This is a genomic window from Streptococcus sp. BS35b (assembly GCF_000286475.1).
Lineage (GTDB): Bacteria > Bacillota > Bacilli > Lactobacillales > Streptococcaceae > Streptococcus > Streptococcus oralis_W.
Genome location: NZ_ALKH01000001.1, coordinates 109,127 through 133,120 on the forward strand (window position 1 = coordinate 109,127; position 23,994 = coordinate 133,120).

The window sequence follows — 23,994 nt, forward strand, 5'->3', positions numbered from 1 at the left end:
TTTCCGAATATTTTCCCATTATATCAGAAAATGAATGAAAAGGCAAATTTTATGGATTTTATGTAAGGAAATGTAACATGAAATACTCACTCTTATCAACCTAGAGTAGAGTCTGAAAAGTAAATTTATGGTAAAATAGAAGGATAGAAAAATGCAGATGAGGCAATCATGATTAATAGAATTACAGATAATAAATTTAAACTAGTATCAAAATACCAACCTTCAGGAGATCAACCCCAAGCGATTGAGCAGTTGGTTGACAATATCGAAGGTGGAGAGAAGGCCCAAATTTTGATGGGGGCGACGGGTACAGGGAAGACCTATACCATGAGTCAGGTCATTTCCAAAGTTAATAAACCAACTTTGGTCATTGCCCATAACAAAACGCTAGCTGGGCAGCTCTATGGAGAGTTCAAGGAATTTTTCCCTGAAAATGCAGTCGAGTACTTCGTATCCTACTATGATTATTATCAACCAGAGGCCTATGTCCCTTCGAGCGATACCTATATTGAGAAGGATAGCTCGGTCAATGATGAGATTGACAAGCTTCGACACTCAGCGACTTCAGCTCTTCTGGAGCGTAACGATGTCATCGTCGTAGCTTCTGTCTCTTGTATCTATGGTTTGGGTTCGCCCAAGGAATATTCTGATAGTGTTGTTAGTCTTCGTCCAGGTCTGGAGATTTCTCGTGATAAACTCTTGAATGACTTGGTTGATATTCAGTTTGAACGCAATGATATTGATTTCCAACGGGGAAGATTTCGCGTTCGCGGGGATGTGGTGGAGATTTTCCCAGCTTCTCGTGATGAACACGCTTTTCGAGTAGAGTTTTTCGGTGATGAGATTGACCGTATCCGTGAGGTTGAGGCTTTGACAGGTCAGGTATTGGGTGAAGTGGATCATTTGGCGATTTTCCCTGCCACTCACTTTGTGACCAATGACGACCACATGGAAGTTGCGATTGTGAAAATTCAGGCAGAGTTGGAGGAGCAGTTGGCTGTCTTTGAAAAGGAAGGCAAACTGCTAGAAGCTCAGCGTTTGAAACAGCGGACAGAGTACGATATCGAAATGCTGCGTGAGATGGGTTATACCAACGGTGTCGAAAACTACTCCCGCCACATGGATGGTCGTAGCGAAGGAGAGCCTCCTTATACGCTTCTTGACTTCTTCCCAGATGATTTCTTGATTATGATTGATGAAAGTCACATGACTATGGGGCAAATAAAGGGCATGTACAATGGAGACCGTTCTCGTAAGGAAATGTTGGTCAATTATGGTTTCCGTTTGCCGTCTGCCTTAGATAATCGTCCTCTCCGTCGGGAGGAGTTTGAGAGTCATGTGCATCAGATTGTATACGTTTCAGCGACACCAGGTGACTATGAAAATGAACAGACCGAGACAGTGATCGAGCAAATCATTCGTCCAACAGGGCTTTTAGACCCTGAAGTGGAAGTCCGTCCAACTATGGGACAGATTGATGACCTCCTAGGTGAAATCAATGCCCGTGTTGAAAAGAATGAACGAACCTTTATCACAACCTTGACCAAGAAGATGGCAGAAGACTTGACCGACTACTTCAAAGAAATGGGCATCAAGGTCAAGTATATGCACTCGGATATCAAAACCTTGGAGCGGACGGAGATTATCCGTGACCTACGTTTGGGTGTTTTTGATGTTTTGGTCGGAATCAATCTGCTCCGCGAAGGGATTGACGTACCCGAAGTAAGTTTGGTTGCCATTCTAGATGCTGACAAGGAAGGTTTCCTTCGTAACGAACGTGGATTGATTCAGACCATTGGACGTGCTGCTCGCAATAGCGAAGGGCATGTCATCATGTATGCAGACACGGTGACCCAGTCTATGCAACGTGCTATTGATGAAACGGCTCGTCGTCGGAAAATCCAGATGTCTTATAATGAAGAGCATGGTATCGTACCTCAGACAATCAAGAAAGAAATCCGTGACCTGATTGCTGTAACTAAGGCAGTTGCTAAGGAAGAGGACAAGGAAGTCGATATCAATAGCCTCAACAAACAAGAACGTAAGGAACTCGTCAAGAAACTCGAAAAACAAATGCAAGAAGCCGTCGAAGTGCTTGATTTTGAACTCGCAGCTCAGATCCGTGATATGATGTTGGAAGTCAAGGCGTTGGGGTAGATAGGCCCTTAAGTCAAATTTAATTAGCCAAATTGCTATGCCCTTGTTTCAGTAGTCTAGATATGAAGAAAACGGTGAAAATGAATAAAAGAAATTCAAATACAAAAAAGAATCTATCAAGGAAAGAAAGTTTTCAGCATTGGCTAGATTCTCATAAAATTATAGGTTTCTTCTTAGTCCTTTTTCTAATCTTAGGAATAGGACTAGGTATTAATTTTATTTTTGAAAGCCTCCCACTTCCTTTACTATACAGAGATATTAACTATAGTTTTCCATTATATGCAAATCTTTTTTGTCTGGTCTACAGAATATTTGACTATTGGTTTCTAGATTTATCCAGGTTAAGGATGACTCTAACCAGATTTGCTGGATTATTCATCTATCTTAATAGTATCGGTTTAGTGGTCCATCTGTTTTTCGGAGTTAGTGGGAAAAACAGTAAAGGGATTTTACCATCTCTCTTATCACTAGATTACCGCTATATCTGGTTTCCTATCGCAACTTATATGCTATTCTTTTTCTTGGGATTGGTCCTTTTACTTCTTGCTAAACATTTAGAAAAGAAGAAATTGAAGAAATGATTGTAATACCTCTTTCATCTATTCTTGCCAATATAGGCCATTATATACAATTATCACTGTCAGAGTATCTTATCATAATACCATGACTTAGTTAATGCTTTTATCGTGAAATTTGAAATAAAATACAACAAAGATACATTTTAATAATTTAGAAAGCGAGCAAATCTATGTCCCGTGCCCAAGCAACTATTTTAACCAACATCTGTCTAATCGAAGATCTAGAAAATAAGCGAGTAGTCATGCAATATCGCTCTCCTGAAAACAATCGCTGGTCTGGCTATGCTTTTCCAGGAGGTCATGTTGAGAATGGCGAGGCTTTCGCAGAGTCTGTCATACGTGAAATCTACGAAGAAACAGGTTTGACCATTCAGAATCCCCAACTGGTCGGTATTAAAAATTGGCCCTTAGATACAGGTGAGCGCTACATCGTTGTTTGCTATAAGGCGACAGAGTTTAGTGGAACTCTTCAATCCTCAGAAGAAGGGGAAGTATCTTGGGTGCAAAAAGACCAGATTCCAAACTTGGATCTGGCCTATGATATGTTGCCTTTGATGGAAATGATGGAAGCACCTGACAAGTCTGAGTTCTTCTATCGCCACCGCACAGAGGACGGCTGGGAGAAAGAAATTTTCTAGTCTTTTACCAAATAACCTAACTGATCCAAGGCCTCCTCGATATAGTGGAGGTCTTGTTGTGTCTCAGCTTCAACAAGGTGGTAATGGATGCCGTCTGTCAATTCAGAAAGGGGTCTAAAGTCTGAATTCTCGACTTGTTCCAGAAAGTGCTGGACATCTCGGCGGCAGGTGAGTTTGAGGTGGGTTTCAATTTCGCCATAAACGGGATGATCGATTAAGATATTTTGAACGCGTCCGCCATTATCTACAATGGCTAGAAGTTCCTGCCCGATTTCTTCCAGTTCATGTTTCACTTTAAAGAGTTTGTGGACGTAGGGACTGGCATCATTTTCTTTGTAGATATAACCACGATTGGTGGATAGGATAGGAGCCCCATCTGCTCGGAGAATAGCGATATCCTGTACAATGACTTGGCGCGTAACATGAAAGTGTTCAGCCAAGGTTTGACCATTGAGAGCTTTTGGCGCCTCTTTTAATAGTTTGAGAAGAGCTTGTTTGCGATCCGTTGTCATAGTTTTTCCTTTTAGCGACGTTTTCGAAGCACTTTATAGACAGCTAGTGCTAATGTATAGTCTACCATACTATGGACAATTGTGCCAAAGCCAACTAGGACGAAGAGAACATAAAACATATTTTCAACGTTTGTCCCTGAAGTAGCATAGAAGATGATACAAGCTAGTACTTCAGCGATAGCGTGGACAACACCCAAAACAAAGTTAAAAATCCAAGATGCCTTTGGTTTATCCAAGGTTTCAGGGAATTTCTTTAAGTACAAAGCCCCCAAAGTACCAAAAACGATGTGAGAAAAGGCGCGTAGGACAATAACCATAGGGTAGCCTGCCATCAGGAAACCGAGACTAGAAGCAATAATCACAAAAGCAGCCATCAAAGGCGAAAGAAACATGGCGATAAAGATGGGGATATGACTTCCCAAGGTGTAAGAAGCCGGTGGGATGACGATTTTAAAAGGCATAATGATTGGAATCAAAATCGCGATTGCTGTGAGCAGTGCAGTCATGGTCATAAACTGCGTTTTTTTCCGTATATCCATAAGAACCTCCATTTATCTGTATATACACAAGTATAGTACAATAAATAATCAGTTAAGTCAAGAAGCATTAGTAATTTTTAAGGGATATTTGATTAAATGTGGTAAAGAATAATAGGAAACGAGGAGAAAATGTGATGATACTTTTTGTTTACCTAATAGTGGTAATCGTGATGATGTCAAAACAGAAAAGTGAAGGGAAAGTAGTCTCAGGTTGGACTCGTTTCCTAGTTTATAGTTTATTAGTCCTTTCGCTACTCTCTCTATTAGCAAGTAGCTTGGCTGTTTCACTTTTTAGCCTTCCTTTATTAGGTTTTCTTTTGATGGCAGCAATACTCGAAATTGCTTATTTCGTCAGATTGGTGATTGCATTTGGTTTGATTTTTCTATCTCTAACCCTATACTTGGATAGCCAGAAAAGCCAGCGACCTACCCCTCTTTCGTATCATCTCCTGCGCTTTGGCTTTCACATTCTATTGATGTTTCTCATGTTTTAAATGCTAAACTCCACCTTCAGGACGAAAGTGGAGTTGTTTTTTTATTTCTTCAAGGTTTCGAGACGTGGGACAATTGCTACAGTCAGGATAGCTGAGATAATCAATTCAGCGATTGAGTTTGTAGAGATGACAGTTGCTAGGAGTTTTTGGATATTGCCGTCGAAGACATTTCCAAAAAGGAAGAAGATTCCCCCGAGGACAAAGACGGTGTTGGTAAGGGAACCAAGGGCACCAGCTAGAATTAGCCCAGTTTTATTTTTCATCAGTTTATAAACCAAGTAAGGTGTCAGACCGATCAAAATGCGAGGGACAATAGCGATAATCGCAGAATAGATGTTTCCGTTCGGTACGAATGGAGAGAAGAGGTAGCTGGTTGGAAGGATGGTAATCGTGTTTACCGTTAAGCTCAATAGCCCCATAAGAAAACCAAGTGTAACTCCAACTCGTGGGCCGTAAATGATACTAGCAATGATTACTGGAATATGAACGATAGTTGGTTTAATTGGAAATGGGAAAAGGTTAAATAGGAGAGAGCTCAAAAAGTGGATAACGAGCATAACTGCAAAAAAGATAGCAATTGGAGCAATGTTAGAGCGTTTGTTCATCGAGGGTTTCCTTTATTCTTTCTAAAATAGTATTCAGGTCAGCTAGGGCGCCTTTTCCGTGATCGCCACAGGCTAGTAGAGATTCCTTTGGAGAGATAATCTGATAACCATAGGTCTCTAATGTTTTTAGATTAGCCTGGGTTGCCGGATGGTCATACATTTTTGTATTCATGGCTGGCGCTAAGAGTTTAGGGATGTGACTTGGTAGGGCAAGCGCTGTGCTTGTCACCATGTTATCCGCAAAACCGTGCGCTAACTTTGCGATGGTATTAGCAGTAGCGGGTGCAACGATAAAAAGATCAGTTCTTTTACCTAGTTCGATATGATTGACTTGATCAGGATAGGGTTCCTTCATGACATCAAGGTAGACAGGATTTTGAGAGAGGACCTGTAGTGTCAACGGTTGGATAAACTCTCTCGCTGCCTCAGTCATTAAGACAGTGACATGATGGCCTTGTTTCTTCAAGGAACTGACCAGGTCAGCTGATTTATAGGAGGCAATGGAACCTGTCACTGCGATGAGAATATTTGCCATGGCTTTCCTTTCTATGAATCGTATGCTTGAATTTTTTCAAGGAGGAGGTTTGCTATTTCCTCTTTGGTTTGAACGGTTTGGAGTTGCTCTTTCTCAACAAAGACTGCATGATGCTGATTTGCTGAGATTTGAGTCAGGTCATTTGCGATGATTAGGTCTGCTTGGTTCTTGATAAGACTCTGTCTAGCAATTTCTATGAGATAATCTTCAGAAACATCAACCAGCAGTTTAAAGCCAATCAGATGAATAGCTGGATTCCATTCCTTGACTAGAGAGATGATTTTGGGTGTTTTTTTCAGAAATAAAACCTGAACCTCATCAGTTGAAGAAATCTTAGCTTGATGATTCTGCTTGTTTAAGAATTCTTCTAGATTGGAGCTAGCCTGTACCTCCTCAAGCCCCGTCATATAAACAGGAGTATAGTCAGACACAGCCATTGAATGAATCAAGACCTGGTAATTTGGAACACAATCCTTCATTTCCAGAAGAAGGTCGTTAGTATTATTAATTTCTCGAATGCTTAGGTTGGGATGAGCTTCTGGCTTCAGAGCTCGTTTTGTCGTTATCAGACAAACTTCATGCCCCGCAGCAAGCAAGGTTTCTGTGATGATTTTTCCCAAGCGACCAGTCGAGTGATTTGTGATAGAGCGGACGCTATCGATAGTTTCACTGGTACCGCCCGATGTGACTAAAATTTTCATAGGACTATTGTACCAAAAAATAAAATAGAATCAAAAGAAAGCGTTTGTTATTTCATCTAATTTTACAGCAAGATTATAGTTTTTGGCTATAAAAACTTATAAAAAGTAAAAAAAATGTCTAATATAGACCTTAAAACTTGATGTTTATAAACTTTACTAAGCTTTTTGTATGTGAAAAACTTTTTTTTGTGTTATAATGAGTTATCATATTAGAGGTTAGAGGAGTTTTGAATGAAAACAGATATTGAAATCGCACAGAGTATTGAGTTGAAACCAATCGTTGATGTTGTTGAGAAACTTGGTATTTCTTACGATGATTTGGAATTGTACGGGAAGTATAAGGCTAAACTCAGCTTTGATAAAATTCGTGCAGTTGAGAGCAATCCAGTTGGAAAATTAATCTTGGTTACTGCCATTAACCCAACACCTGCAGGTGAAGGGAAATCAACCATTACCATTGGTCTTGCGGATGCCTTGAACAAGATTGGCAAGAAAACCATGATTGCTATTCGCGAACCGTCACTTGGTCCAGTAATGGGGATTAAAGGTGGTGCAGCCGGTGGTGGTTACGCCCAAGTGTTGCCAATGGAGGACATCAACCTCCACTTTACTGGAGACATGCATGCCATTACAACTGCCAACAATGCTCTTTCTGCTTTAATTGACAATCACCTGCACCAAGGAAATGAGTTGGGAATTGACCAACGTCGTATTCTCTGGAAACGTGTTGTGGACTTGAACGACCGCGCCCTTCGTCATGTGACCGTTGGACTTGGTAGTCCTCTAAATGGTATTCCTCGTGAGGATGGTTTTGATATTACAGTTGCTTCTGAAATCATGGCGATTCTTTGCTTGGCGACCGATATTGAAGATTTGAAACGCCGTTTGGCGAATATCGTTATCGGTTATCGCTATGATCGTACACCAGTTACTGTTGGTGATTTGAAGGTTGAGGGTGCTTTAGCATTGATTTTGAAAGATGCTATCAAACCGAACTTGGTTCAGACAATTTACGGTACACCTGCCTTTGTACACGGTGGTCCATTTGCCAATATCGCTCATGGATGTAACTCTGTTTTGGCAACAACAACAGCCCTTTACTTGGCTGATTATACAGTCACTGAAGCTGGTTTTGGTGCGGACCTTGGTGCTGAGAAATTCCTTGATATCAAGACGCCAAACTTGCCAACATCTCCAGATGCAGTTGTCATCGTTGCAACCCTTCGTGCCCTTAAGATGAATGGTGGCGTAGCTAAAGACGCTCTCACAGAGGAAAATGTGGAGGCAGTTCGTGCAGGTTTTGCTAACTTGAAACGCCACGTTGAAAATATACGTAAATTTGGAGTACCAGCAGTTGTTGCGATTAACGAATTTGTTTCTGATACTGAAGCTGAAATCGCAGCTTTGAAAGAACTCTGTGCTTCTATTGATGTGCCAGTTGAACTAGCAAGTGTCTGGGCTGATGGCGCAGAAGGAGGAGTAACGCTTGCTGAAACGGTTGTTAAGACTATCTCTGAAAATCCAGCCAACTACACTCGTCTTTATGACAACGACCTTTCTGTTCAAGAAAAGATTGAAAAGATTGTTACAGAGATCTATCGTGGTAGCAAAGTGAACTTTGAGAAGAAAGCCCAAACGCAAATCGCTCAAATCGTTCAGAATGGATGGGACAAATTGCCAATCTGTATGGCGAAAACTCAGTACAGTTTTTCTGACAATCCAAATGCACTTGGAGCACCAGAGAACTTTGAAATTACCATCCGTGAATTGGTACCAAAATTAGGTGCAGGCTTCATCGTTGCCTTAACAGGTGATGTTATGACCATGCCAGGCCTTCCAAAACGTCCGGCCGCTCTTAATATGGATGTTGAAAGCGATGGAACCGTTTTAGGATTGTTCTAATATGTTGCAATTGATTTCAAATGAGTTTGGAAAAGCTATCCAAGCTCATTTTCGATTTTAGAAAGAGAAATATATGCCAACGATTCGAACAGTAAGGGAGTCTGATATTCCAGACCTACTTGCTATTTATGCTCCCTATGTCCTTAATACAGCCATTACATTTGAATATGAGGTGCCAAGTGTTGAAGAATTTCAAAGAAGAATCCAAAAGACCTTGCTTAAATATCCTTATCTAGTGCTAGAGGAAGAAGGCAAAATTTTGGGATATGCCTATGCCTCCACCTATTATGATAGGAGAGCTTATGATTGGTCAGTTGAAGTGTCAATTTACTTGCACCAAGAAGCCAAAGGTCGAGGGTTAGGGAGTCTACTCTATGACTGTCTGGAGGAAGAATTAGTGTCAAGGGGTTACTTACGCTTCTTAGCTTGTATCGCTTTGCCAAATGATAGGAGCATTTCTCTTCACCGAAAGAGGGGCTATGAACAAGTAGCTCATTTCCCTAAGATAGGTTATAAGTTTGGAAAATGGCATGATATCGTTTGGATGCAAAAGTCATTGACTCCTCCTGATGATATGAAAGAGTAGAATTCCACACGCAACCAGTCTAGCTAAAGATATTTTCCCTAATTTCTGATATAATAGAAACATTGACTTCAAGAGTAAGGAAGAGAAAATGAACGCATTATTGAATGGAATGAATGACCGTCAGGCTGAGGCGGTGCAAATGACAGAAGGGCCCTTGTTAATCATGGCGGGGGCTGGTTCTGGGAAGACCCGAGTTTTGACCCACCGTATTGCTTATTTGATTGATGAAAAGATGGTCAATCCTTGGAATATCTTGGCCATTACCTTTACCAATAAGGCGGCGCGTGAGATGAAGGAGCGCGCCTATGGCCTCAATCCAGCTACTCAGGACTGTTTGATTGCGACCTTTCACTCCATGTGTGTTCGTATTCTACGTCGTGATGCGGATCATATTGGCTACAATAGGAACTTCACTATTGTAGATCCAGGAGAGCAGCGAACCCTCATGAAACGCATTCTCAAGCAATTAAACTTGGATCCTAAAAAATGGAATGAACGGACTATTTTGGGAACCATTTCCAATGCTAAGAATGACCTAATTGATGATGTGGCTTATGCTGCTCAAGCTGGTGATATGTATACGCAAATCGTGGCTCAATGTTATACAGCCTATCAGAAAGAGCTTCGTCAGTCTGAGTCGGTTGACTTTGATGATTTGATTATGCTGACCTTGCGTCTTTTTGATCAAAATCCTGATGTTTTGACCTACTACCAGCAAAAATTCCAATATATCCACGTTGATGAGTACCAAGATACCAACCATGCCCAGTATCAATTGGTCAAACTCTTGGCTTCACGCTTTAAAAACATCTGCGTGGTCGGTGATGCAGACCAATCTATCTATGGTTGGCGTGGGGCTGATATGCAGAATATCTTGGATTTTGAGAAAGATTATCCTAAAGCCAAGGTCGTTTTGTTGGAGGAGAATTACCGCTCAACCAAAACCATTCTCCAAGCTGCCAACGACGTCATCAAAAACAATAAAAATCGTCGTCCTAAGAATCTCTGGACCCAGAATGCGGATGGAGAGCAGATTATTTACTATCGTGCAAATGACGAACTGGATGAAGCTGTTTTTGTAGCCAAAACCATCGATGAACTTGGTCGTACTCAAAACTTCCTCCACAAAGACTTTGCAGTTCTCTATCGAACTAACGCCCAGTCTCGTACCATTGAGGAAGCCCTGCTCAAGTCCAATATTCCTTATACTATGGTTGGCGGAACCAAGTTCTACAGTCGTAAGGAAATCCGAGATATTATCGCTTATCTTAACCTCATTGCCAATTTGAGTGATAATATCAGTTTTGAGCGTATTATCAACGAGCCTAAACGTGGAATTGGGCCAGGTACTGTTGAGAAAATTCGCGACTTTGCCAATATGCAAGAGATGTCTATGCTGGATGCTTCAGCTAATATCATGCTGTCTGGCATCAAAGGAAAAGTAGCCCAGTCTATCTGGGATTTTGCCAATATGATTCTGGATTTGCGGGAGCAACTGGATCAATTAACCATCACCGAGCTGGTGGAGGCTGTTCTAGAAAAAACAGGTTATGTCGATATTCTTAATGCTCAAGCAACCTTGGAAAGTAAGGCGCGGGTTGAAAATATCGAGGAATTTCTATCTGTTACCAAGAATTTTGACGACAATCCTGATAGTCAAGAAGAGGAAACAGGTTTGGACAAACTCAGTCGTTTCTTGAATGACCTTGCCCTGATTGCGGATACGGATTCAGGCAGTCAGGAGACATCAGAAGTGACCTTAATGACCTTGCACGCAGCTAAGGGACTTGAGTTCCCAGTTGTCTTTATCATTGGGATGGAGGAAAATGTCTTTCCACTTAGCCGTGCAGCTGAGGATCCTGATGAACTGGAAGAAGAACGCCGTTTGGCCTATGTAGGAATTACGCGTGCGGAGAAAATTCTCTATCTGACCAATGCCAACTCACGCTTGCTTTTTGGTCGTACTAGCTACAATCGTCCAACTCGTTTTATCAATGAAATCAGTTCGGATTTGCTTGAGTATCAAGGTTTGGCCCGTCCAGCGAATACTAGCTTTAAAGCCTCTTATAGCAGTGGTGGGATTGCTTTCGGTCAAGGTATGAGTTTGGCTCAAGCGCTTCAAGAACGGAAACGCAATGCTGCACCAAGCTCTATCCAGTCAAGTGGTCTTCTGTTTGGACAGTTTACATCCGGAAATAAAAAAGATTCAAGCGATACCAACTGGTCTATTGGAGATATTGCACTTCACAAGAAATGGGGAGAGGGTACTGTTCTGGAAGTCTCTGGTAGCGGTGATACTCAGGAATTGAAAATCAATTTCCCAGAAGTCGGTCTGAAAAAACTCTTAGCTAGTGTAGCCCCAATTGAGAAAAAAATCTAATTTTCCATCCTTCTCACGAATAATAAAGTGAGGAGGATTTTTATGTACAGTATTTCATTCCAAGAAGATTCACTCTTGCCTAGAGAAAGACTAGTTAAAGAAGGAGTAGAGGCTCTGAGCAATCAAGAATTACTAGCTATTCTGCTCAGAACTGGAACTCGTCAGGCCAATGTTTTTGAAATTGCTCAGAAAGTCTTGAATAGTCTGACCAGTCTAACCGATTTGAAAAAAATGACCCTGCAGGAATTGCAGAGTTTGTCTGGTATTGGACGGATTAAGGCCATTGAATTACAAGCGGTGATTGAACTAGGGCATCGTATTCACAAACACGAAACTCTTGAGATGGAAAGTATTCTCAGCAGTCAAAAGCTAGCCAAGAAAATGCAACAGGAACTTGGCGACAAAAAACAAGAGCACCTAGTGGCGCTCTATCTCAATACTCAAAATCAAATCATCCATCAGCAAACTATTTTTATCGGATCTGCGACACGCAGCATTGCTGAACCACGGGAAATTCTTCACTATGCTTTGAAGCATATGGCTACCTCAGTGATTCTCGTTCACAATCATCCATCTGGTGCCGTATCTCCTAGTCGAAATGATGACCATGTCACTAAGCTAGTCAAGGAAGCCTGCGAACTGATGGGGATCGTTTTCTTGGACCACCTGATTGTCTCGCACTCGGATTACTTTAGTTACCGTGAAAAGACGGATCTAATCTAGAGTTCGTTAACAACATAGTCAAATAGCGTTTTATCTTTGGGGCGATTTTCAAATAGAAATTCTGGATGCCATTGGACACCAAGGTAAGGAAAGCCATCCGTAGTTGTCACTGCCTCAATGATTCCATCTTTAGGATCATGTGCTACAACCTTAAGATTAGGAGCTAGATCTTTAATACTCTGGTGGTGGAAGGAGTTGATATGAGAGATTTCTCCATAGATTTCTCGGAGAATTGTATCAGGTTCCGTTACGAGGCGTTGTGTTGTGTATTCGGCTGAACAGTCCTGCCAATGATCCTCTATATCTTGGTGAAGCGTACCTCCCATAGCGACATTGAAAAGCTGAGTACCACGGCAAACAGAGAAAATTGGTTTCTTCTGTTTAATCGCTTCTCTGATAAGGGCTAATTCAAAAATATCTCTTTGAAGATGGTAGTCATCGCTGTCAATGGTTTTAGGCTCACCATAGTATTTTGGATCAACATTTTGCCCACCCGTTAGGATGAGCTTATCAATGATACTGATGTAATAGGCAGCCATTTCTTGATCACCAATCGGTAGGATGATTGGAATTCCGCCAGCGTCCTTGACTCCTTCAACAAAGCCCTTTGCTGCATAGCTCATCATGATGTCATCATCTGGATGAGCTTTTTCATTTCCTGTAATCCCAATAACTGGTTTTTTCATAAATGCTTTCGCTTTCTAATCCTCTTTACGCATAAAATAGAGGAGGGTTTGGAGTTCGCTTGTCAAATCGACATACTGAACAACCACATCTTTTGGAAGGTGAAGGTGAACAGGGGAAAAACTGAGAATACCTTTTATACCTGCATCGACCAAAAGATTGGCAACTTCTTGTGATTTAACACTTGGAACAGTTAGGATAGCAGTTTTAACATCTGCTTCTTTGATTTTTTCTTTAATTTGAGAGATACCATAGATTGGAATTCCATCAGGTGTTTGGGTTCCGACTTCTGGATGGTCATCTAGGTCAAATGCCATGATGATTTTCATCTTGTTACGCTCATGGAAGCGATAGTGGAGAAGGGCATGCCCCATATTTCCAATCCCAACCAGCATAACATTCGTAATTGAGTTATCATTTAGGAGGTCAGCAAAAAAAGTCATCAGTTTTTTAACATCATAACCAAAACCACGACGACCTAGTTCGCCAAAATAGGAAAAATCACGACGAACAGTCGCAGAGTCGATACCGATAGCCTCTGCAATTTGCTTGGAATTGGCACGTTCGATTTTTTCTGCATGAAATCTCTTGAAAATTCGATAGTAGAGAGAGAGTCTTTTTGCTGTTGCTTTTGGAATAGCAGACTGTTTATCTTTCACAAAACCACAACCTTTCTATTCTTCTATTTTATAGAAACATTGTGAAAAAATCAACAAAAACAAGAAAAAACTAAGAAAATCTTAGTTTTAGTCTTAAAAATTAGCTTGTGATAGAAAACGGTAGAGATCTCCGACCAATCCTTGATAGATAACTTTATCATCAAAGGTTAATGAGGTAACTAGGAATGTATCTGGAAGAGTTACACAACCTGATAGAGATAACATAAGCTCTTCGTAATCCTTATATTCAAGTGTACGTTCTACGTGATAGTTATCTTGGTAGGTAAGTCGATACATAGCCATTTATCTTTCTTCTTTTGTGAAGATTCCGCGTTCTACAAGGCTGTCCATGAGGAAGTAGAATTTCTCCTGATGAATGTGGTGGTCTTCTGATTTAAAGATATTCACCAAACGAAGGCCAGATTTGTCAGTGATGTTGAGTTTAGCACCTGTAAGGTCTTTGTTGATGATGATTTTTAGCTTGAAACCTTCACCGCTGTTGGGTACTTTTTCAAGTAGACGAGTCAGTTCGAAGTTTCCAACTTTTGTTTCAAAGAAAGTATTATCTTTCAGTGTGAACTTTTTGACAGTTGGGCTAAGTGTGTAGTCGTAGCGGCAGTTTTGTAGTTTAATGGTTTTTTCGAATGCCATTAGATTAATCTCCAATAATATTTTTTAAGGTTTGTGCGAGTTGTTTCAGTTCTTCTTCGGTGTTAAGAGGAGAGAGACTGATACGGATAGATTCTTTCAAACGATGCGAATCTGGTCCATAAAATGCTTCAAGTACATGACTGGTTTGCACAATACCAGCAGTACAAGCTGAACCGGTAGAAATTGAAATTCCTTCAAGATCTAACCGTAGCAAGAGCAAATCATTTTTTTGGCCAGGAAAGCCAATGTTGACAACATAAGGTAGTTGGTGGTTGCATTCATTGAGATAGTAGTCTAAATCAGCAATTTCTTCTAAAAAAGCAGATTTGAGTGCGCTTAGTTTTTGGTAATGCTTAGCTTGGTCATTTAAATCCTCTTTGAGAGCAGCGACCATACCTACAATGGCAGCAAGATTTTCTGTTCCAGCCCGTTTCTTTTGTTCTTGGTCCCCACCGTGAAGATAGGAATCAAAGTCCGCGGAAGAAGCATAAAGAAAGCCGATTCCCTTTGGTCCATGGAATTTGTGGGCAGAAGCACTGAGGAAATCAATTCCCAATTCCTCAGGATGGATAGGAACTTTTCCGATAGCTTGAACAGCATCTACATGATAAGCCGCAGGATGCTCTTTTAAAACACGTCCAATCTCAGCGATAGGTAAGAGACTGCCCGTTTCATTATTAGCATACATAGTGGAAACGAGAATAGTATCGTCACGTAAGGCCTCTTGAATTTGCTGGGCAGTAATTTCTTGATTTACCGGTTTGATGATGGTTGCTTCAAAGCCAAAATGTTGCACCAGATAATTGATAGTCTCAAGCACAGAATGGTGCTCAATAGCTGTCGTAATGATATGTTTTCCACGATTTTGATGACGGAGACAATAGCCGATAATAGCAGTATTGTTACTTTCTGTACCGCCAGACGTGAAAAAGATATGTTGAGGTTTTGTTCCTAGTAAGAGGGCTAAGTCTTGACGAGCTTCTCGCAAGAGTTTGCCAGCCTGCCGACCATGACTATGAATACTAGAAGGATTACCATGAGTTTCTTGCATGACCTTGGTCATTTCAGAAATAGCTACTGCTGACATAGGAGTCGTAGCAGCATTGTCCAAATAAATCAAAGAATCACCTTATTTCTTTTTGTTGTAAGCAAAGAGCGGGCTGACTGGTTTTCTTTCATGGATGCGGACGATAGCATCACCAATTAATTCGCTAGCGGTAATGTAACATACATTTTCTGGAGTTCTTTCTTTGGTTGCTACCGAGTCTGTCACGAGGATTTCTTTGATGTTTGTAGCATCAAGGAGGTCTGCTGCACCTTCAACAAATAAACCGTGACTGGATACTGCATAAATCTCAGTTGCACCTTCACGTTCAACGATTTTGGCTGCTTCAGAGAAAGTACGACCAGTATTTAGGATATCGTCAATCAAGATAGCCTTTTTGCCTTCAACATCCCCAATGATATAGCCTTCGTTACGATCAGAATCATCTTGCGCGTAGTCAATGATAGCGATAGGAGCATCAAGGTATTCAGCCAAACTACGAGCACGTTTAACACCAGAGTTCTTTGGACTAACAACAACAACATCAGAGCCAAGAAGTCCTTTATCACAGTAGTGCTTAGCAAATAGAGGAACAGTATAAAGATTATCTACAGGAATATCAAAGAAACCTTGGACCTGAACAGCGTGGAGGTCCAGCGTTAGAACACGGCTTACACCAGCTTTGACAAGCATATTGGCAACTAGTTTTGCAGTGAGGGGTTCGCGAGAAGAAGCGATACGATCCTGACGCGCATAACCAAAGTAAGGAAGGACAACGTTGATACTATGAGCACTTGCACGTACACAAGCGTCAACCATGATTAACAACTCCATCAAGTGGTTGCTAACAGGGTAGCTGGTTGACTGGATGATGTAGACATCGTAACCACGGACACTTTCTTCAATGTTGACCTGGATTTCGCCGTCAGAAAATTGTCGAGAGGATAATTTCCCGAGAGGTACACCAACTGTATCCGCAATCTTTTGAGCGATTTCATGGTTAGAGTTTAGGGTGAAAAGTTTCATGTTGTTTCTATCTGACATTATAGACCGTCCTCTGTAAACTTTGCGAATCTTCTTTGAGAAAGCTTTGTTTTCCAAAGCCAGATTCTTTTATTTTTATCTTTTCTATTTTACCAAAAAAAGGAGATTATTTCAGCTTTTTTTCATGCTTTTAATAAAACGAATTAATTTTGAAGGAGCTTTCTGATAGGTTATCTGATTTTCATCTAAAAATCTCTTAAAATCAGCTTTCCCTTTTTCATGGTCGGTGACTTCAAGCTCGAGTTCATAGTCCGTCTGGTCAAAGTATCGACTTTCATCTAAGGCCATTAAGCCAATCTCAGTTTTCATTTCATAACGAAGGGTGGAAAGGCAGCCTAGAACAAGCCAGTCATGGCTTTCGATGTCAATCTTAGCGAGCTTCTCTAGAACGAGCCCTTGAGGTAGTTTTTGTTTTCCTAGGTAAGATTCAGCTTCTGGAAGAGTTAGTTTCTGGTTGTATTCCATATTTCCTACAGTTTGAGGCACTTTTAAGGTCAATTCCGCCCAATCTGAAAAGGTGCGAATGCGCATGGCAACCTTCTTTTCACGCAATTGGAAATCTGGCGTGTCAATGTAGTAGTTCTTCTGAAGAACGGGTTGGATATGGGAAAACTGTTTTTTTAGATGATCATATTCCTCTTTTTTCAGAAGTGTTTTCAATTCTATTTCTAAATGTTTCATTTTTTCAACCTTTTCTATATCTTTGAAAGCGATTTATGGTATAATGGACAATGTATTTATTGTATACGAATGTATTGAAAAAATCAAAGATTTTCGACAGAGCAATCAAACATTACAAGGGAGAGAGTATGACCATAGAATGGGAAGAATTTTTAGATCCTTACATTCAGGCTGTTGGTGAATTGAAGATTAAACTTCGAGGAATTCGCAAACAGTATCGTAAGCAAAACAAGCATTCTCCGATTGAGTTTGTAACGGGTCGTGTCAAACCGATTGAAAGCATCAAAGAAAAGATGGCTCGTCGAGGAATTACATATGCAAGTCTGGAACATGATCTGCAAGACATTGCTGGTTTACGTGTCATGGTTCAGTTTGTTGATGATGTGGAAGAAGTTGTTGCAATTCTACGTAAACGCCAAGATATGAGAGTCGTTCAGGAACGAGATTATATTACTCATCGTAAGGCTTCGGGTTATCGTTCTTATCACGTGGTTGTCGAGTACACGGTTGATACGATCAACGGGGCGAAGACGATTTTGGCGGAGATTCAAATACGGACTTTAGCCATGAATTTCTGGGCTACGATTGAACACTCGCTCAATTATAAATATCAGGGCGATTTTCCAGAAGAAATCAGGAAAAGACTGGAAATCACGGCCAAAATAGCCTATCAACTGGATGAAGAAATGGGTAAGATTCGTGACGATATCCAGGAAGCGCAGGCTCTCTTTGATCCATTGAGCAGAAAACTAAACGATGGTGTAGGAAATAGTGACGATACAGATGAAGAATACAGGTAAACGAGTTGACCTCATAGCAAATAGAAAGCCACAAAGTCAGAAGGTCTTGCATGAGCTGAGGGAAAAACTCAAGAAACAACATTTTATACTGAACGATACCAATCCCGACATCGTCATTTCGATTGGTGGTGACGGGATGCTTTTGTCTGCCTTTCACAAGTATGAGAATCAGTTAGACAAAGTTCGATTTGTAGGTGTTCATACAGGGCATTTGGGATTTTACACAGATTATCGTGATTTTGAGCTGGATCAGTTGGTGACCAATCTTCTGCTAGACACTGGTGCCAAAGTTTCCTATCCTGTTTTGAATGTCAAGGTAACGCTTGAAAATGGAGAGGTGAAAATCTTCCGTGCTTTAAATGAAGCGAGTATCCGTCGATCAGACCGGACCATGGTGGCAGATATCATCATTAACCATGTTCCGTTCGAGAGATTTCGTGGAGATGGAGTGACTGTTTCAACGCCGACGGGAAGTACTGCCTACAACAAGTCCTTGGGTGGAGCTGTCTTGCATCCGACCATTGAAGCCTTGCAGTTGACGGAGATAGCGAGTCTTAACAACCGAGTCTATCGCACTTTGGGCTCATCAATCATTATTCCCAAAAAAGATAAGATTGAACTCTTACCGACACGCAATGATTACCATACGATATCAGTCGATAACAGCGTCTATTCATTCCGTAATATAGAACGAATTGAGTATCAAATCGACCATCACAAGATTCACTTCGTAGCGACTCCAAGTCACACTAGTTTCTGGAATCGTGTCAAAGATGCCTTCATCGGCGAGGTGGATGAATGAGGTTCGAATTTACCGCAGATGAGCACGTCAAAGTCAAAACTTTCCTCAAGAAACATGAGGTTTCCAAGGGACTTTTGGCTAAGATTAAGTTTCGAGGTGGGGCTATTCTGGTCAATGGCCAACCTCAAAATGCGACTTATCTCTTAGATATTGGAGACAGGGTGACTATTGATATTCCTGCAGAGGAAGGGTTTGAGAGCCTGGACGCAATCAATCGTCCACTCGATATCTTGTATGAGGATGATCATTTTCTGGTTTTGAATAAGCCTTATGGAGTGGCTTCCATCCCCAGTGTCAATCATTCCAATACCATTGCCAATTTTATCAAGGGCTACTATGTTAAACAGGAATATGAAAATCAGCAAGTTCACATCGTGACTAGGCTTGATAGAGATACTTCTGGTTTGATGCTTTTTGCCAAACACGGCTACGCTCATGCACGTTTAGACAAGCAGTTGCAACGAAAGTCTATCGAAAAACGGTATTTTGCTTTAGTTAAAGGAGCTGGTGTCTTGGAGCCTGAAGGGGAGATTATTGCCCCGATTGCGCGTGATGAAGATTCCATTATCACGAGACGGGTTGCCAAAGGTGGGAAATACGCTCATACGTCTTACAAAGTTGTAGCGTCTTATGGAAATATTCACCTAGTTGATATTCGCCTGCATACTGGGCGAACCCACCAAATCCGAGTGCATTTTTCTCATATTGGTTTTCCTTTGTTGGGAGACGATCTCTATGGAGGCGGCCTAGACGATGGGATTCAACGCCAGGCCTTGCATTGTCATTATTTATCTTTTTATCATCCCTTTCTAGAGCAAGATTTGCAGCTAGAAAGCCCCTTACCGGATGATTTCAGCAATCTTATTACTCAGTTATCAACTAATACTCTTTAAAATCTATCTGGAGTATAATTTATTTTCTTAAAGGAGAAAACTCATGGAAGTTTTTGAAAATCTCAAAGCCAACCTAGTTGGCAAAAATGCTCGTATTGTTCTCCCTGAAGGAGAAGAACCTCGTATTCTTCAGGCAACAAAACGCTTGGTAAAAGAAACAGAAGTTGTTCCTGTTTTGCTTGGGAACCCAGAAAAAATTAAAATTTATCTCGAAATCGAGGGGATCATGGATGGTTATGAAGTGATTGATCCCCAACACTATCCTCAATTTGAAGAAATGGTTGCTGCCTTGGTAGAGCGTCGTAAGGGTAAAATGACTGAAGAAGAAGCGCGCAAAGTTTTGGTTGAAGATGTCAACTACTTTGGTGTGATGCTAGTATACTTGGGATTGGTTGACGGTATGGTGTCAGGAGCTATTCACTCAACTGCCTCAACAGTTCGCCCAGCCCTACAAATCATTAAAACTCGTCCAAACGTTACTCGTACGTCAGGTGCTTTCCTCATGGTACGTGGTACGGAACGTTACCTATTTGGAGATTGTGCCATTAATATCAATCCAGATGCAGAAGCCTTGGCTGAAATTGCCATCAACTCAGCAATTACAGCTAAAATGTTTGGTATTGAACCTAAAATTGCTATGCTAAGCTATTCTACTAAAGGTTCAGGATTTGGTGAAAGTGTTGATAAGGTAGTGGAAGCTACTAAAATTGCTCACGATTTGCGTCCTGACCTTGAAATCGATGGAGAATTGCAATTTGATGCGGCCTTCCACCCTGAAACTGCAGCATTGAAAGCTCCAGGAAGTAACGTTGCTGGGCAAGCAACTGTCTTTATCTTCCCTGGTATCGAAGCGGGGAATATTGGCTATAAGATTGCAGAACGTCTTGGTGGCTTCGCGGCTGTAGGTCCTGTATTGCAAGGTTTGAATAAACCAGTAAACGACCTTTCTCGTGGATGTAATGCAGATGATGTGTACAAGTTGACCCTTATCACAGCAGCTCAAGCAGTTCATCAATAAGATTTAGTCCTCTTTCCCATGGGAAGAGGCTTTTTAGTACTGAGAAAAGGACAGTTAGAAGCTTCTATGTTATACTAGATATATGTTAGATTTGAAAGAATACGGTATCGTCATGTGGCCAGAGGAGAAGATTATTTCTTTTCGTGAAAAACTCCTCAATTGGTATGATGAAAACAAGCGAGATTTGCCTTGGAGGAGAAGTAAAAATCCTTATCACATCTGGGTATCTGAAATCATGCTCCAGCAGACCAGAGTGGATACAGTTATTCCATACTACGAACGATTCTTGGACTGGTTTCCAACAGTAGAAAGTTTGGCGAATGCCCCTGAAGAGCGTTTGTTGAAGGCTTGGGAGGGATTAGGCTATTATTCTCGAGTGCGCAATATGCAGGCTGCAGCCCAGCAGATTATGGCTGACTTTGGGGGGCAATTTCCAGATACCTATGAAGGAATATCTTGCCTGAAAGGAATTGGCCCTTACACAGCGGGAGCTATTTCCAGTATCGCTTTTAATTTGCCCGAGCCAGCGGTCGATGGCAATGTCATGCGGGTTTTGGCACGCTTATTTGAGGTTAATCATGATATCGGAGTTCCCAGCAATCGAAAGATTTTCCAAGCCATGATGGAAATCTTGATTGATCCGAAACGACCAGGTGATTTTAACCAAGCTCTGATGGATTTAGGTTCTGACATAGAGGCTCCAGTTAACCCTCGACCAGAAGAAAGTCCTGTTAAGGACTTTAGCGCAGCCTATCAGAACGGAACTATGGATGTATATCCGATTAAAGAACCCAAGAAAAAGCCCCTCCCAATCTATCTCAAGGCTTTGGTTGTACGCAATGACTATGGTCAATATCTACTTGAGAAAAACGAAAGCGAGAAGCTACTAGCCGGTTTTTGGCATTTCCCACTGATTGAAGTTGACGATTTCTCTAGCGATGATAATCAACTAGATCTTTTTTCACAAGTCAAAGAGGAAAGCAGGGCTTTTGGACCAAGCCCTCAAGAAAACTTTGAGCAGGATTATGATTTAGAAGTGAATTGGTCCCAGCAAGTATTTGACCAGGTCAAGCATGTATTTAGTCATCGGAAATGGCATATTCAAATCCTAGCAGGTCAAGTGACAGATTCGAAACAGTTTTCTGACAGAGAAGTTCGTTGGGTTTCTCCTCAGGAGTTTTCTGATTATCCACTTGCTAAACCTCAACAAAAAATTTGGCAGGCTTATAAAACAACTTTTGAAGATAAAGGCCTACAGTAGCCATTTGTGCCTTCTTTGCATTTTTTTGTTATAATAGATAGAGAAAAGGTGATAAAATGAAAAAAATATTAATTGTAGATGATGAGAAACCAATCTCGGATATTATTAAGTTTAATATGACCAAGGAAGGTTATGAAGTTGTTACAGCCTTCAATGGTCGTGAAGCAATTGAGCTATTTGAAGCAGAGCAACCAGATATTATTATTCTAGACTTGATGCTTCCGGAAATCGATGGTTTAGAAGTTGCTAAAGCTATTCGTAAGACTAGTAGTGTGCCGATTATCATGCTCTCAGCTAAGGATAGCGAGTTTGACAAGGTTATCGGTTTGGAGTTAGGTGCAGATGATTATGTTACAAAACCTTTCTCAAATCGTGAGTTGCAAGCACGTGTCAAGGCTCTGCTTCGTCGTACAGATCTTGCTTCAGTAGATAGCCAAGAGTCTGATGAGAAGAAGACGCAGCCCTTACAAATTGGTGATTTGGAAATCGTTCCAGATGCTTACGTGGCTAAGAAATATGGTGAGGAATTAGATTTGACCCACCGTGAGTTTGAACTCTTGTATCACTTGGCCTCTCATATTGGACAAGTGATTACGCGTGAACACTTGCTTGAGACTGTATGGGGTTATGACTATTTTGGTGATGTTCGTACTGTGGACGTGACCATTAGACGCTTGCGTGAAAAAATTGAAGACACACCAAGCCGTCCAGAGTACATTCTCACACGTCGTGGTGTTGGCTACTATATGAAAAATAATGATTGAAGATATTAGACAAACTATTCTGACCAGTGATTTTATCTTTATCCTGATTTTACTTGGCTTTATCCTGGTGGTGACCTTGCTCTTGCTGGAAAACCGTCGGGATAACATCCGGTTAAAAGAGATAAATCAGAAGGTCAAGGATTTAATTGCAGGTGATTATTCTCAAGTTTTGGACTTGCAAGGTAGTACAGAGATCACCAACATCACCAATAACCTGAATGATTTGTCAGAAGTTATTCGTTTGACCCAAGAAAATTTGGAACAAGAGAGTAAAAGGTTGCATAGTATTCTCTCTTATATGACAGATGGTGTCCTTGCGACCAATCGCCGTGGCCAGATTACTATGATCAACGATATGGCAAAGAAACAGCTCGGTGTGCAGAAAGAAGATGTTCTTAATAAAAGCATCCTCGAATTACTCAAGATAGAAGATGAATATGAACTACGTGACCTGATTACACAGATACCTGAGCTGACGATTGATTCTCAGGATGCTAATGGTGAATATTTGAGCCTTCGTGTACGTTTTGCCCTTGTCCGCCGCGAGTCTGGGTTCATCTCTGGTTTGGTTGCCGTTTTGCATGATACGACCGAGCAGGAGAAGGAAGAGCGTGAGCGAAGACTCTTTGTTTCGAACGTGAGTCACGAGTTGCGAACTCCTTTGACCAGTGTTAAATCTTATCTTGAAGCCTTGGACGAGGGAGCTCTGTATGATCCTGTTGCTCCTGATTTTATCAAGGTTTCACTCGATGAAACCAACCGTATGATGCGGATGGTAACAGATCTCTTGCATCTCTCTCGTATTGACAATGCGACTAGTAAACTGGATATAGAGTTGATTAACTTTACAGCCTTTATCACCTTTATCCTCAACCGTTTTGATAAGATGAGAAATCAGGATGAAGAGAAAAAATATGAGCTAGTGAGAGATTATCCAATAACTTCAGTTTGGATTGAGATTGATACGGATAAGATGACCCAGGTGATTGATAATATTCTTAACAATGCCATCAAGTATTCCCCAGATGGTGGGAAGATTACGGTCAGCATGAAAACCACGGATGACCAGATGATTTTATCAATTTCTGACCAAGGTCTTGGGATTCCAAAACAAGATTTGCCTAGGATCTTTGACCGCTTTTACCGTGTGGATCGCGCAAGAAGTCGTGCTCAAGGTGGAACTGGTCTGGGTCTGGCTATCGCGAAAGAAATCATCAAACAACACAATGGTTTTATTTGGGCAAAAAGCGAATACGGTAAGGGCTCAACCTTTACCATAGTGCTCCCTTATGATAAGGATGCCGTAAAAGAAGAAATATGGGAGGACGAAATAGAAGACTAG

The 23,994-nt window shown here is 41.2% G+C and carries 26 protein-coding genes; 14 read left to right on the top strand and 12 right to left on the bottom strand.

Translation table 11 applies throughout. The features are described 5' to 3' along the window. Positions 1-168 precede the first annotated feature (168 nt). Positions 169-2,157 carry an excinuclease ABC subunit UvrB gene (gene uvrB / locus HMPREF1149_RS02765; protein WP_000610416.1) on the top strand — a complete coding sequence of 663 codons (1,989 nt, stop codon included), beginning with the start codon at positions 169-171 and terminating at the stop codon, positions 2,155-2,157. Between the two features lie 748 nt (positions 2,158-2,905). After that, a complete protein-coding gene (locus HMPREF1149_RS02770) occupies positions 2,906-3,373 on the top strand; it encodes an 8-oxo-dGTP diphosphatase (RefSeq protein WP_000085290.1) in 468 nt (155 codons plus the stop codon). Here HMPREF1149_RS02770 and HMPREF1149_RS02775 read toward each other — a convergent pair. Both HMPREF1149_RS02775 and HMPREF1149_RS02780 read right to left on the bottom strand, forming a co-directional pair. Further along, positions 3,370-3,885 carry a transcription repressor NadR gene (locus HMPREF1149_RS02775; RefSeq protein ID WP_000205862.1) on the bottom strand — a complete coding sequence of 172 codons (516 nt, stop codon included), beginning with the start codon at positions 3,883-3,885 and terminating at the stop codon, positions 3,370-3,372. The two genes, HMPREF1149_RS02770 and HMPREF1149_RS02775, sit on opposite strands and share 4 nt — an antisense overlap. Positions 3,886-3,896: 11 nt before the next feature. Continuing rightward, positions 3,897-4,424: an ECF transporter S component gene (locus HMPREF1149_RS02780; protein WP_000354641.1), complete on the bottom strand. Its 528-nt coding sequence runs from the start codon at positions 4,422-4,424 to the stop codon at positions 3,897-3,899. 134 nt (positions 4,425-4,558) lie between these two features. On the opposite strand from HMPREF1149_RS02780, the gene HMPREF1149_RS02785 reads away from it, so the two are divergent. After that, positions 4,559-4,918 carry a hypothetical protein gene (locus tag HMPREF1149_RS02785; protein ID WP_000600207.1) on the top strand — a complete coding sequence of 120 codons (360 nt, stop codon included), beginning with the start codon at positions 4,559-4,561 and terminating at the stop codon, positions 4,916-4,918. A 41-nt stretch (positions 4,919-4,959) separates the two neighbouring features. Here the strand turns inward: HMPREF1149_RS02785 and HMPREF1149_RS02790 are convergent, their stop codons facing one another. Genes HMPREF1149_RS02790 through coaB form a run of 3 tightly spaced genes read right to left on the bottom strand, consistent with a single transcriptional unit; the run spans position 4,960 to position 6,759 of the window. Continuing rightward, entirely contained in the window at positions 4,960-5,523 is a 564-nt protein-coding gene (locus tag HMPREF1149_RS02790) for an ECF transporter S component (protein WP_001042718.1), read from the bottom strand. Next, complete coding sequence (coaC, locus tag HMPREF1149_RS02795) at positions 5,507-6,058, bottom strand: phosphopantothenoylcysteine decarboxylase (protein ID WP_001274060.1); 552 nt, start codon at positions 6,056-6,058, stop codon at positions 5,507-5,509. Before coaC ends, HMPREF1149_RS02790 begins: the two co-directional genes overlap by 17 nt. 11 nt (positions 6,059-6,069) lie before the next feature. Beyond that, positions 6,070-6,759, bottom strand: coding sequence for a phosphopantothenate--cysteine ligase (gene coaB / locus HMPREF1149_RS02800; protein ID WP_000699532.1), 690 nt, complete (start codon positions 6,757-6,759; stop codon positions 6,070-6,072). A 231-nt stretch (positions 6,760-6,990) separates the two neighbouring features. Here coaB and HMPREF1149_RS02805 point away from each other — a divergent pair, with 231 nt between their 5' ends. The 4 genes from HMPREF1149_RS02805 (at position 6,991) to radC (ending at position 12,350) form a co-directional block, all read left to right on the top strand. Further along, positions 6,991-8,661 carry a formate--tetrahydrofolate ligase gene (locus HMPREF1149_RS02805; RefSeq protein ID WP_000845268.1) on the top strand — a complete coding sequence of 557 codons (1,671 nt, stop codon included), beginning with the start codon at positions 6,991-6,993 and terminating at the stop codon, positions 8,659-8,661. A gap of 73 nt (positions 8,662-8,734) precedes the next feature. After that, positions 8,735-9,247 carry a GNAT family N-acetyltransferase gene (locus tag HMPREF1149_RS02810; protein ID WP_001142347.1) on the top strand — a complete coding sequence of 171 codons (513 nt, stop codon included), beginning with the start codon at positions 8,735-8,737 and terminating at the stop codon, positions 9,245-9,247. 88 nt (positions 9,248-9,335) lie between these two features. Further along, entirely contained in the window at positions 9,336-11,627 is a 2,292-nt protein-coding gene (gene pcrA / locus HMPREF1149_RS02815; protein WP_000992839.1) for a DNA helicase PcrA, read from the top strand. A 42-nt stretch (positions 11,628-11,669) separates the two neighbouring features. Then, positions 11,670-12,350 (top strand): RadC family protein, encoded by a 681-nt coding sequence (gene radC, locus HMPREF1149_RS02820; RefSeq protein WP_000286942.1) that lies wholly within the window; start codon positions 11,670-11,672, stop codon positions 12,348-12,350. Here radC and HMPREF1149_RS02825 read toward each other — a convergent pair. The 7 genes from HMPREF1149_RS02825 to HMPREF1149_RS02855 form a co-directional block, all read right to left on the bottom strand. Then, positions 12,347-13,036, bottom strand: a complete 690-nt coding sequence (locus HMPREF1149_RS02825; protein WP_000743315.1) for a gamma-glutamyl-gamma-aminobutyrate hydrolase family protein — start codon at positions 13,034-13,036, stop codon at positions 12,347-12,349. The two genes, radC and HMPREF1149_RS02825, sit on opposite strands and share 4 nt — an antisense overlap. Positions 13,037-13,051: 15 nt before the next feature. Then, entirely contained in the window at positions 13,052-13,693 is a 642-nt protein-coding gene (locus HMPREF1149_RS02830; RefSeq protein WP_000653419.1) for a redox-sensing transcriptional repressor Rex, read from the bottom strand. 93 nt (positions 13,694-13,786) lie between these two features. Beyond that, positions 13,787-13,990, bottom strand: a complete 204-nt coding sequence (locus HMPREF1149_RS02835) for a DUF4649 family protein (protein ID WP_025169551.1) — start codon at positions 13,988-13,990, stop codon at positions 13,787-13,789. Positions 13,991-13,996: 6 nt separating this feature from the next. Then, the gene (locus HMPREF1149_RS02840; RefSeq protein ID WP_000863522.1) at positions 13,997-14,344 is read right to left on the bottom strand and encodes a DUF1831 domain-containing protein; all 348 of its coding nucleotides are present in this window, start codon (positions 14,342-14,344) and stop codon (positions 13,997-13,999) included. Positions 14,345-14,348: 4 nt separating this feature from the next. Next, positions 14,349-15,464 (bottom strand): cysteine desulfurase family protein, encoded by a 1,116-nt coding sequence (locus HMPREF1149_RS02845; RefSeq protein ID WP_000639682.1) that lies wholly within the window; start codon positions 15,462-15,464, stop codon positions 14,349-14,351. Positions 15,465-15,473: 9 nt separating this feature from the next. After that, on the bottom strand, positions 15,474-16,433 hold the full coding sequence (locus HMPREF1149_RS02850) for a ribose-phosphate diphosphokinase (RefSeq protein WP_001283843.1): 960 nt from the start codon (positions 16,431-16,433) through the stop codon (positions 15,474-15,476). 111 nt (positions 16,434-16,544) lie between these two features. Further along, positions 16,545-17,114: a CYTH domain-containing protein gene (locus HMPREF1149_RS02855; RefSeq protein ID WP_000681310.1), complete on the bottom strand. Its 570-nt coding sequence runs from the start codon at positions 17,112-17,114 to the stop codon at positions 16,545-16,547. Positions 17,115-17,242: 128 nt separating this feature from the next. Here HMPREF1149_RS02855 and HMPREF1149_RS02860 point away from each other — a divergent pair, with 128 nt between their 5' ends. The 7 genes from HMPREF1149_RS02860 (at position 17,243) to vicK (ending at position 23,994) form a co-directional block, all read left to right on the top strand. Continuing rightward, the gene (locus tag HMPREF1149_RS02860) at positions 17,243-17,914 is read left to right on the top strand and encodes a GTP pyrophosphokinase (protein ID WP_000151552.1); all 672 of its coding nucleotides are present in this window, start codon (positions 17,243-17,245) and stop codon (positions 17,912-17,914) included. Continuing rightward, complete coding sequence (locus HMPREF1149_RS02865; protein ID WP_000799063.1) at positions 17,898-18,716, top strand: NAD kinase; 819 nt, start codon at positions 17,898-17,900, stop codon at positions 18,714-18,716. The genes HMPREF1149_RS02860 and HMPREF1149_RS02865 overlap by 17 nt, the downstream gene beginning before the upstream one ends. Beyond that, positions 18,713-19,609, top strand: a complete 897-nt coding sequence (locus tag HMPREF1149_RS02870; RefSeq protein WP_001210026.1) for an RluA family pseudouridine synthase — start codon at positions 18,713-18,715, stop codon at positions 19,607-19,609. The genes HMPREF1149_RS02865 and HMPREF1149_RS02870 overlap by 4 nt, the downstream gene beginning before the upstream one ends. A 43-nt stretch (positions 19,610-19,652) precedes the next feature. Beyond that, positions 19,653-20,627 (top strand): phosphate acetyltransferase, encoded by a 975-nt coding sequence (gene pta / locus HMPREF1149_RS02875; RefSeq protein WP_000451564.1) that lies wholly within the window; start codon positions 19,653-19,655, stop codon positions 20,625-20,627. Positions 20,628-20,709: 82 nt separating this feature from the next. Then, the gene (gene mutY / locus HMPREF1149_RS02880) at positions 20,710-21,888 is read left to right on the top strand and encodes an A/G-specific adenine glycosylase (RefSeq protein WP_000886133.1); all 1,179 of its coding nucleotides are present in this window, start codon (positions 20,710-20,712) and stop codon (positions 21,886-21,888) included. Between the two features lie 56 nt (positions 21,889-21,944). Then, entirely contained in the window at positions 21,945-22,652 is a 708-nt protein-coding gene (yycF, locus tag HMPREF1149_RS02885) for a response regulator YycF (RefSeq protein WP_000722062.1), read from the top strand. Further along, a complete protein-coding gene (gene vicK, locus HMPREF1149_RS02890; protein WP_000568714.1) occupies positions 22,645-23,994 on the top strand; it encodes a cell wall metabolism sensor histidine kinase VicK in 1,350 nt (449 codons plus the stop codon). The genes yycF and vicK overlap by 8 nt, the downstream gene beginning before the upstream one ends.

What these genes read in the sequence shown, in the direction of transcription:
- uvrB (WP_000610416.1), top strand. Translation starts at nt 169, where the DNA reads ATGATTAATAGAATTACAGATAATAAATTTAAACTAGTATCAAAATAC.
- HMPREF1149_RS02770 (WP_000085290.1), top strand. Translation starts at nt 2,906, where the DNA reads ATGTCCCGTGCCCAAGCAACTATTTTAACCAACATCTGTCTAATCGAA.
- HMPREF1149_RS02775 (WP_000205862.1), bottom strand. Translation starts at nt 3,885, where the DNA reads ATGACAACGGATCGCAAACAAGCTCTTCTCAAACTATTAAAAGAGGCG.
- HMPREF1149_RS02780 (WP_000354641.1), bottom strand. Translation starts at nt 4,424, where the DNA reads ATGGATATACGGAAAAAAACGCAGTTTATGACCATGACTGCACTGCTC.
- HMPREF1149_RS02785 (WP_000600207.1), top strand. Translation starts at nt 4,559, where the DNA reads ATGATACTTTTTGTTTACCTAATAGTGGTAATCGTGATGATGTCAAAA.
- HMPREF1149_RS02790 (WP_001042718.1), bottom strand. Translation starts at nt 5,523, where the DNA reads ATGAACAAACGCTCTAACATTGCTCCAATTGCTATCTTTTTTGCAGTT.
- coaC (WP_001274060.1), bottom strand. Translation starts at nt 6,058, where the DNA reads ATGGCAAATATTCTCATCGCAGTGACAGGTTCCATTGCCTCCTATAAA.
- coaB (WP_000699532.1), bottom strand. Translation starts at nt 6,759, where the DNA reads ATGAAAATTTTAGTCACATCGGGCGGTACCAGTGAAACTATCGATAGC.
- HMPREF1149_RS02805 (WP_000845268.1), top strand. Translation starts at nt 6,991, where the DNA reads ATGAAAACAGATATTGAAATCGCACAGAGTATTGAGTTGAAACCAATC.
- HMPREF1149_RS02810 (WP_001142347.1), top strand. Translation starts at nt 8,735, where the DNA reads ATGCCAACGATTCGAACAGTAAGGGAGTCTGATATTCCAGACCTACTT.
- pcrA (WP_000992839.1), top strand. Translation starts at nt 9,336, where the DNA reads ATGAACGCATTATTGAATGGAATGAATGACCGTCAGGCTGAGGCGGTG.
- radC (WP_000286942.1), top strand. Translation starts at nt 11,670, where the DNA reads ATGTACAGTATTTCATTCCAAGAAGATTCACTCTTGCCTAGAGAAAGA.
- HMPREF1149_RS02825 (WP_000743315.1), bottom strand. Translation starts at nt 13,036, where the DNA reads ATGAAAAAACCAGTTATTGGGATTACAGGAAATGAAAAAGCTCATCCA.
- HMPREF1149_RS02835 (WP_025169551.1), bottom strand. Translation starts at nt 13,990, where the DNA reads ATGTATCGACTTACCTACCAAGATAACTATCACGTAGAACGTACACTT.
- HMPREF1149_RS02840 (WP_000863522.1), bottom strand. Translation starts at nt 14,344, where the DNA reads ATGGCATTCGAAAAAACCATTAAACTACAAAACTGCCGCTACGACTAC.
- HMPREF1149_RS02850 (WP_001283843.1), bottom strand. Translation starts at nt 16,433, where the DNA reads ATGTCAGATAGAAACAACATGAAACTTTTCACCCTAAACTCTAACCAT.
- HMPREF1149_RS02855 (WP_000681310.1), bottom strand. Translation starts at nt 17,114, where the DNA reads ATGAAACATTTAGAAATAGAATTGAAAACACTTCTGAAAAAAGAGGAA.
- HMPREF1149_RS02860 (WP_000151552.1), top strand. Translation starts at nt 17,243, where the DNA reads ATGACCATAGAATGGGAAGAATTTTTAGATCCTTACATTCAGGCTGTT.
- HMPREF1149_RS02865 (WP_000799063.1), top strand. Translation starts at nt 17,898, where the DNA reads ATGAAGAATACAGGTAAACGAGTTGACCTCATAGCAAATAGAAAGCCA.
- HMPREF1149_RS02870 (WP_001210026.1), top strand. Translation starts at nt 18,713, where the DNA reads ATGAGGTTCGAATTTACCGCAGATGAGCACGTCAAAGTCAAAACTTTC.
- pta (WP_000451564.1), top strand. Translation starts at nt 19,653, where the DNA reads ATGGAAGTTTTTGAAAATCTCAAAGCCAACCTAGTTGGCAAAAATGCT.
- mutY (WP_000886133.1), top strand. Translation starts at nt 20,710, where the DNA reads ATGTTAGATTTGAAAGAATACGGTATCGTCATGTGGCCAGAGGAGAAG.
- yycF (WP_000722062.1), top strand. Translation starts at nt 21,945, where the DNA reads ATGAAAAAAATATTAATTGTAGATGATGAGAAACCAATCTCGGATATT.
- vicK (WP_000568714.1), top strand. Translation starts at nt 22,645, where the DNA reads ATGATTGAAGATATTAGACAAACTATTCTGACCAGTGATTTTATCTTT.